The 6,845-nt window shown below is 71.1% G+C and carries 9 protein-coding genes and 1 pseudogene; 6 read left to right on the top strand and 4 right to left on the bottom strand.

Annotated features, from left to right (window positions below):
- The first annotated feature begins 21 nt into the window (after window positions 1-21).
- Window positions 22-800: pseudogene (locus D6689_04075) on the top strand (ABC transporter permease).
- Window positions 797-1,591 (top strand): ABC transporter permease, encoded by a 795-nt coding sequence (locus D6689_04080; GenBank protein RMH43839.1) that lies wholly within the window; start codon window positions 797-799, stop codon window positions 1,589-1,591. Before D6689_04075 ends, D6689_04080 begins: the two are co-directional and overlap by 4 nt.
- Before the next feature lie 7 nt (window positions 1,592-1,598).
- Here D6689_04080 and D6689_04085 read toward each other — a convergent pair whose 3' ends face one another.
- Window positions 1,599-2,639: a M20 family peptidase gene (locus D6689_04085; protein ID RMH43847.1), complete on the bottom strand. Its 1,041-nt coding sequence runs from the start codon at window positions 2,637-2,639 to the stop codon at window positions 1,599-1,601.
- A 215-nt stretch (window positions 2,640-2,854) separates the two neighbouring features.
- Between D6689_04085 and argC the strand changes: the two genes are divergently transcribed.
- From argC to D6689_04105, 4 genes are all read left to right on the top strand, one after another.
- Window positions 2,855-3,910, top strand: coding sequence for an N-acetyl-gamma-glutamyl-phosphate reductase (gene argC / locus D6689_04090; GenBank protein RMH43840.1), 1,056 nt, complete (start codon window positions 2,855-2,857; stop codon window positions 3,908-3,910).
- Window positions 3,907-4,740, top strand: coding sequence for an acetylglutamate kinase (gene argB, locus D6689_04095; GenBank protein ID RMH43841.1), 834 nt, complete (start codon window positions 3,907-3,909; stop codon window positions 4,738-4,740). Before argC ends, argB begins: the two co-directional genes overlap by 4 nt.
- Before the next feature lie 94 nt (window positions 4,741-4,834).
- A complete protein-coding gene (locus D6689_04100; protein ID RMH43842.1) occupies window positions 4,835-5,092 on the top strand; it encodes a hypothetical protein in 258 nt (85 codons plus the stop codon).
- A 23-nt stretch (window positions 5,093-5,115) separates the two neighbouring features.
- Window positions 5,116-5,424, top strand: coding sequence for a hypothetical protein (locus D6689_04105; protein ID RMH43843.1), 309 nt, complete (start codon window positions 5,116-5,118; stop codon window positions 5,422-5,424).
- 53 nt (window positions 5,425-5,477) lie between these two features.
- Here D6689_04105 and D6689_04110 read toward each other — a convergent pair whose 3' ends face one another.
- From D6689_04110 to D6689_04120, 3 genes are all read right to left on the bottom strand, one after another.
- Window positions 5,478-5,687, bottom strand: a complete 210-nt coding sequence (locus tag D6689_04110; protein RMH43844.1) for a hypothetical protein — start codon at window positions 5,685-5,687, stop codon at window positions 5,478-5,480.
- Between the two features lie 86 nt (window positions 5,688-5,773).
- Window positions 5,774-6,421, bottom strand: a complete 648-nt coding sequence (locus tag D6689_04115; GenBank protein ID RMH43845.1) for a hypothetical protein — start codon at window positions 6,419-6,421, stop codon at window positions 5,774-5,776.
- Between the two features lie 42 nt (window positions 6,422-6,463).
- Window positions 6,464-6,845, bottom strand: a 382-nt coding sequence (locus tag D6689_04120) for a dTMP kinase (protein RMH43846.1), incomplete at its 5' end; no start/stop codon positions are given.

The following is a 6,845-nucleotide window of genomic DNA, read 5'->3' on the forward strand; positions in this document are numbered from 1 at the left end:
GTCCGCGCATGGCGGCGCGCCATGCCGACCCTGTTGCGCGTCGGCGCCGCCGAGGCATTCGCCTACCGCGTCGAGTTCGTGGTGTGGATGTTCACCAACACCATGCCGCTGATCATGCTCGCACTGTGGACCGCCGTCGCTCGCGAGGCGCCGTTCGCGGGGTTCTCCAGTCGCGACTTCGTCGCCTACTACCTCATCGCCATGATCGTGCGCACCGTCACCGGCTCTCGTGGGTCGTGTGGCAACTCAACGAGGAAGTGCGCACGGGCACGCTGTCGATGCGTTTGCTTCGCCCGGTGCACCCGTTCGTCACGTTTGCCGGCACTCACCTGTCCGCCATCCCGCTGCGGGGTGTGGTCGCGTTGCCGATGGCCGCCATCCTGCTCGCGACCTCGGCGCGCGGCGCCCTCACGGGCGACCCGATCGCGATCGCGGTGTTCGCCGGGTCGCTCGTGGGAGCGTGGTCGTTGATGTACTTTTGGATGTTGATCGTCGGCACGCTGAGCTTCTGGATCGAAAAATCCACCGCGGTGTTCGATCTGTACCTCGGCGTGGTCGCGGTTCTGTCCGGCTACCTGATCCCGCTGGAGCTGTTGCCGAGTTGGCTGAGGTCGATCGCCGGCGTCCTGCCGTTCCAATATATGCTCGGGTTTCCGGCGGACGTGTTGATGGGACGCTACGGCCGCGCAGCCGCGCTGGCGCAGCTCGGCGCGCAGTGGGCGTACGTTGCGGCTACCGTTGCAGTCGCCGTCGCGCTGTGGCGTGCGGGTGTCCGCCGATTCGAGGCCTACGGCGCATGAACGCCGCACGTTACGCGAAACTGCTGTGGGTCCAGGCGCGCGCCTCGTTCGCGACGTCGATGCAGTACCGCATCGACTTTTTCGTCCAGGGCGCAATGAGCCTGTTCTGGCTCGGCTGGCACCTCATTCCACTGGTCATTCTGTTCGACCGCAGGGAGTCGGTCGCCGGCTGGTCGTTCGACGAGGCGCTCGTCGTCATCGGTTGGTTCACCGCACTCCGCGGCCTGCTCGACGGTGTCATCAACCCGAGTCTGGTCGACACCGTGGACCGCATCCGCACCGGCAGCTTCGACTACGTCCTGCTCAAACCGGCTGATGCACAGTTTCTCGTGAGCACGGCGCGGTTTCAGCCGTGGAAGGTGGTGGACGTTGCCGGCGGAATGACCGTCATCGCGATCGCGCTCACCCGACTCGGTCGCGCGCCGAGCGCGGCCGAACTCGCGGTCGGCGCAGCGATGATGGCGGCGTCGACGGCGATGCTGTACGCGCTGTGGATGATCGTGGTGAGCCTCGCGTTCTGGGTCGTGAAGCTCGACAACCTGACGTACATGTTCAGCGCCGTGTTCGACGCGGCGCGCTGGCCGGTGCACGTGTTTCGCGGCGCGTGGCGGTTCGTGTTCACATTCGTGCTGCCGCTGGCCGTGATGACGACCTACCCGGCCATGGCGCTGCTCGGCACGCTGCGCGCGACGACGGCCCTGTGGTCGGCGGCCGGCGCGCTGGCCGCGCTTGCACTCAGCCGCGCGGTGTGGCGCGCCGCGATCGCGACCTACACCAGCGCGTCGAGCTGACCGCCGGTCAGCCGTCGAGGAGGAACCGCAACAGCGCCTCGGTGCGCAGCGGCAGCGACGACAGCTCGATGTATTCGTCGTGCGTGTGGAAGCCGGCGCCGCGCGGCCCGAGCCCGTCGATGCACGGAACGCCGAGCGCGGAGATCGTGTTGGCGTCACTGCCGCCGCCGATGAGATCGCACTCTGCGTCGCCCAGGCCGCTGGCGCGCGCGGCGCGCGCATACCGTTCGTACAGCGCCACCGACTCGGGCGTACGCTCGAGCGGCGGACGCCGCACGCCTCCGCGCACGTCGAACCTGGCGCCGGTATCGGCCGCAATCTCGCCTGCAATCGCGCGCAACCGGTCGACCACGTCGCGGCCGTCCTCGGCGCGCACAAACCGCAGATCGACGCCGCACTCGGCGCGGGCGGGGACGGTGTTGCGGCTCGTGCCGCCCGCGATCACGCCGACGTTGACCGTCACGCCGCGGTCATAGTCGGTCTGCCGCTGCGCCGCGTCGACGAACCGCGCCAGCGCCCAGATCGCGTTGATGCCGTCGGCGTGGTGGTTGCCCGCGTGCGCGGCGCGTCCGTGCACCTCGACGGTGAGGCCGCCGGTGCCCTTCCGCCGCGTGATGATCGCGTCGCCTGCCCGGCCCGCCTCGAATACGAGTGCACACGCGGCGCCGCGCGCGATCTCCTCGAGCAGCGGGCGTGAGTCCGGCGAGCCGACCTCCTCGTCCGCCACGGATACGAACGCGACCGGCAGCGACGCCAGCGCGCCCGCGTCCGCGAGCGCCGCCAACGCCGTGTACACCACCGCGATCCCTCCCTTCATGTCCAGCACTCCTGGGCCGCGCGCAAGGTCGCCGTCGACCCGCCACCCCTCGAACGTCCCCGGCGGAAAGACGGTGTCGTGGTGACCGACGAGCAGCACGCGGCCCGCCGCGGTGCGGTCCCATGCGGCCGTCCGCCACCACAAGTGGTCGCCACTGCCGTCGCCGCCCGGGCGCACGTCGCCGCGCAGTCCGTCGACCGCGCCGAATGCGTCGCGCAGCAGCGCCCCCATCGCATTGACCGCGGCGACGTCGGAGGAAAACGACGGTTGTTCGACCCACGTCCGCAGGCGGGCGACCGCCTCGTCGGCCCGCGCGCGCGCGGCCGCCAGCACTCGGTCCAACATGGTGCGGTTCTTACCACGGAGCGCCGGGCCGCAGCGGGCGTCGCGGGGTCGGCGCGCGGGCGCGTTGGCTCCCCGCGGCCGCCGTAGTACGGTGGCGCGCCATGAGCGGAAAACGACTGAAAGCCGCCCTCATCGGCGGCAGCGGATACGGCGGCGGCGAGATGATCCGCCGGCTGCTGCTGCACCCGGACGTGGAGTTGGTCCGCGTCGCGTCGATCGACTACGTCGGCGAGCCGGTCTGGGCCGCACATCCGAACCTCACCGGCGTCACCGACTTGCGCTTCGAGAACCTGACGCCGCGCGAAGCCGCCGCGGGCTGCGACGTCGCGCTGCTCGCGCTGCCCCACAAGGTCACCGCCGCGAAGGTGCCCGAACTCATCGAGCTGGGCGTCAAGATCGTCGACATGTCCGGTGACTTCCGCCTCACCGACCCGCGCGCGTATCGCCGCTACTACGGAGTCGACCATCCGCACCCGGAACTGCTTGCGTCGTTCGTCTACGGGTTGCCCGAACTGAACCGGGACGCGATCCGAGCCGCGCGCTGCGTCGCGTCGCCCGGTTGCTTCGCGACGACGACCGAACTGGCGCTGCTGCCGCTCGCGCGCGCGGGGCTGCTCGCGGGTCCGGTGCACGTGTGCGCGGTAACCGGTTCGAGCGGCTCCGGCGCGGCGCCGTCCGCGGCCACGCACCATCCCGTGCGCGCGGTCAACCTCAAGACCTACAAGCCGCTCGTGCACCAGCACACGCCGGAAATCAGCGAGACGCTCGCCGCCGCCGGCGCGCCGGACGTGCAGTTGCGGTTCGTGCCGGTGTCGGGCCCCCTGTCGCGCGGCATCTTCGCGACCGCGTTCGTCGAGGTCGATGCGTCGGTAGACGAGCAACGCGTCGCCGACTTGTACGACGCCGCGTACGCGGGCGAACCCTTCGTGCGCCGGCCGCCGACACGCCTGCCGGAGGTCGCCGCGGTGTCGGGGTCGAACTACGCCGAAGTCGGATTCGCCGTCGGTGAGCCGCACGCTGGCCGGCGGACGATCACGTGCTTCGCGGCGCTCGACAACCTGATCAAGGGGGGCGCGGGGCAAGCGATCCAGAACATGAACCTGATGCTGGGACTCGACGAGCGCGCGTCGCTCGCCGACCCGGGGAGCTGGCCGTGATCGCCGTCGTCAAGATCGGCGGCGAGCTGATCGACGACCGGGCCGCCGTCGCGCCGGTGGCCGCGGACATCGCCGCGCTCGCCGCGCGCGGCGCGCAGGTCGCGGTCGTCCACGGCGGCGGGCCGCAGGCCACACACATGCAGCGGCGGCTCGGCATCGAGCCGCGCGTGGTCGCCGGGCGGCGCATCACCGACGCCGCCACGCTCGACGTCATGAAGATGGTCGTCGCGGGGCGCCTGAACGTCGACCTGTGCGCCGCACTCGGAGCGGCCGGGGCTCGCCCCGTCGGACTGCACGGCGCCAGCTCGCGCGCAATCGCAGCCGTCCGCCGAGCGCCGGCCGTGGTCGCCGGCGGCGGCCCCGACCCGATCGACTTCGGCCTGGTCGGCGACGTGGTCGGGTTCAACCGCGACCTGCTCGACCGGCTGCTAACCGGCGGATACGTGCCGGTGCTGGCCTGTCTGGGCGGCGCCCCCGACGGCGGCGTGCTGAACATCAACGCCGACATCATCGCGAACCAGCTCGCGGCCGCGCTCGGCGCGGACCACCTCGTGCTCGTCACCGGCGCGCGCGGCGTCCTGCGCGACCGCGACGACCCGGAATCGAGGATCCCCCTGCTCGACGCGGACGCCGCGCGCGCGGCGATCGCCGACGGGACCGTGCGGGACGGGATGATCCCCAAGCTCGACGAATCGATTCGCGGCCTCGCCAGCGGCCGCGTCGGCTGCGTCCACGTGGTGGGGCAGCTCGCGCCCGGCGAGCTGCTGGCCGAAATCGACGCGCCGGGCTCCGTCGGTACGGCGCTGGTCGCGGGGGACGCCGCGCAGTGACCCGCCCGCCCGATCTGTTGTAAGTTTGAGCCACGCGGTCGGCCGCCCCGACGGGGCGGATGTCGGCCGGGCAGGAGGTACCGTGATTCGCAGATTGTACGTGTCGATCCTCGCCGGCGCCGTCGCCGCCGCATGTGCGGCGTGCAACAAGCCGGGCGACTGCGAAAAGGCGGTCGATCACATCATCGAGCTGGTCGAGCGCGACGCCGCCTCGAAGGCGACCGACAAGGAAAAACCGCCGCGCGACCAACTGATCGCGAGCTGTAAGAAGGACGGGCTGTCGAAGGCGCAGGAGCAGTGCGTGCTGCGCGCCACCAGCCTGGCCGAGCTCAACCGCTGCGACCGCCGCTAGGCGCCCCGGCAAGCCGTACCGCCATGAAGCTGGAATTCCCGCACTCGCTGCCGAAGGCCGAAGCGCGCGCGCGCCTCGAGGCTCTCGGCGAATACCTCACCAACCGCCACCATATCGACGTGACGTGGAACGGCGACCGCGCGACGTTCAGCGGCCGGTTCAAGAAGGTCGTCAAGATCCGCGGAGAGCTGTCACTCGGCGACGGCATCGCCCGCTTCGAGGGAGACGACCCGGGATTCGCCTGGCGCGGTCAGGCGAAAAAGTACATCCAGCGCAAGCTCAACGAGTACCTGGACGCGAACACGCCGCTCGACGCGCTGCCGCGCGGATAGACGGTAGGGCGCGTGACGCGCGGCGCCACTCGCGCGAGCTGCAACGCACCGCGTTACGCTTCGCCGGCCGGCGCGAGCACGAGCTGCATGCCGTCGGGCGGCGCGGCGTCGCCGGTCGCGCGCGGCGCAGCCCGCGACAGCATGCTTTCGACACCGCTCACGACGGCCGCGTCGATCACGGCGTCGTCGAGACCATAGCGCTCCAGGCGGTCCTGCAGCGACGAGATCAACTCCCACAGACTGGTGACAATGGCGGGTTTCATGGCTGTTGGCTCCAACGCGCGACGGCGGACGGACGGTCTATCGATGCAACCGCCGGCACGCCCGGCCTATTCCCCCCGCGCCGCGGTCACGGCAGCGAACAGGCCGTGAGCTGCTCGACCTGGCCGCCGTCCTCGCGAACCTTGCCGATCCCGCGCGAGAACCAAAACGCCTTCGGCGGCACGCCCGCCTGGCCTCGCTGGACGTGAAGGCAGTCGATGTCGGCGAACGCGTCCGGACATGGAGCGTCCGCATCGAGCACCACCCACTGCTCGGTAATCGCGCGGCGGTCGACCTCGACGCCGTTCGGGTCCAGCTCGATTTCCGTGTAGCTCACTTCGAAGGTCGCGCCGGCCGCCGTGTGCGCGGGCGACTCGTCCAGGCGCAGCCGCGGCGGCTCGTACAGCGTCGTGCGCTCGAGCGCGCCGTCGGGCGTGTAGTCGAGCTGCCTGCGACGCACGACCCGGTCGCCGTCGACCGCGAGCCAGTTGACCGTGCGGCCAGTCGACTTGACCGTCTCCTGCACGAACACGTCCACCCCGTCGGTCGGATCCGGCATCGTGCCGGTGATGCGCTGCGACTTGGTCGTCACGACGTCGGGTGCGTCGACGGCGTACACGCTGTAGCTCCACGTGGCGCCGACGGCGATCGGCAGGTATCGCTGCGAGCTGCCGGGCACGCAGTCGCCGGCCGGCCGGTCGTCGCCACCGCACGCGGCGACGACGACTACGAGCATCGAGAGGACGGTTCGCATCGGTTTCCTCCTAGGCCGGCGGCGTCAAACGACCACGTCCAGCGCGGCGGCGCCGGCGCGAACTGCCTCGAACCGCACGACGTGCTTGAGCAACGACACGTTCGCCGGGTACGCGGCGAGCAGTCGGCGTGTGAGCCGCTGCGCGCGCGCGTCGCGCGCCAGCGGCACGATCGACTTGACGACCGTGGACGGCCACAGGTCGGCGACCTCGTCTCGCAACGACCAGGCCGCGTCACTGGCGAGCCCGATCGTCGAGTCGACCGCCTCCTTGACGCGCGCCGCGTACGCGCGGCGCAGCGTCCACGCACGCGGGTCGTCGCTGCCGCCGAGCCCGGCAAACACCGCCTTGAGCGCACGTGCCACGTACCGCTCGCGCCACTGCCACGCCGCGTCGTCGTCGACGCCA

The organism is Deltaproteobacteria bacterium (genome assembly GCA_003696105.1).
Lineage (GTDB): Bacteria > Myxococcota_A > Polyangia > Haliangiales > J016 > J016.